1 pseudogene is annotated in these 439 nt (G+C 48.5%); it reads right to left on the bottom strand.

Annotated features, from left to right (window positions below):
- Positions 1–439, bottom strand: a pseudogene (locus ASC50_RS04730) (hypothetical protein); the annotation flags it as partial.

Here is a 439-nt window from a genome sequence, read left to right as displayed (position 1 = left end):
TTTTGCTCCGAATTTGGACGAACCTTCCAAGCGTGCGCTCGCGTTCAGGAAATAGCGACCGTCGTAGTTGTACATAGCGCGGGCAAAAAAGGATGCCAATTTATCCCGATATTTGTGGCTCGACATATCCACTTTGGCTTTTTCACCGGTTTTGATGCCTTCGCCCAAGCCCAGATTGTTGAACAAAATATCGTCTAAGGGGAAATTGGAGTTATAACCCTTAAAACCCTGATTTTCATCTGTTTGATAGCCTTGCCCCAGCAATATCTGGAAGTTGTGCCGGTCAAACGAATTGATGTATTGCAAGGTGTTTTCGACCACCTGCTGCGCTTTGTGTTCCTGCTCCTGATTGGCTTTTCCGCCGCTGCCTGCCGTTTCGCGCAGGGTGTTGGGCTGATATTTGCCCACCCATTTGGAGGCGTTTTGCACCGAATAGAAG

The sequence above is a fragment of the Candidatus Symbiothrix dinenymphae genome (genome assembly GCF_001431085.1).
The sequence above is the reverse complement of the archived record's forward strand: the minus strand, read 5'-3'. Positions and strand labels throughout refer to the sequence as shown.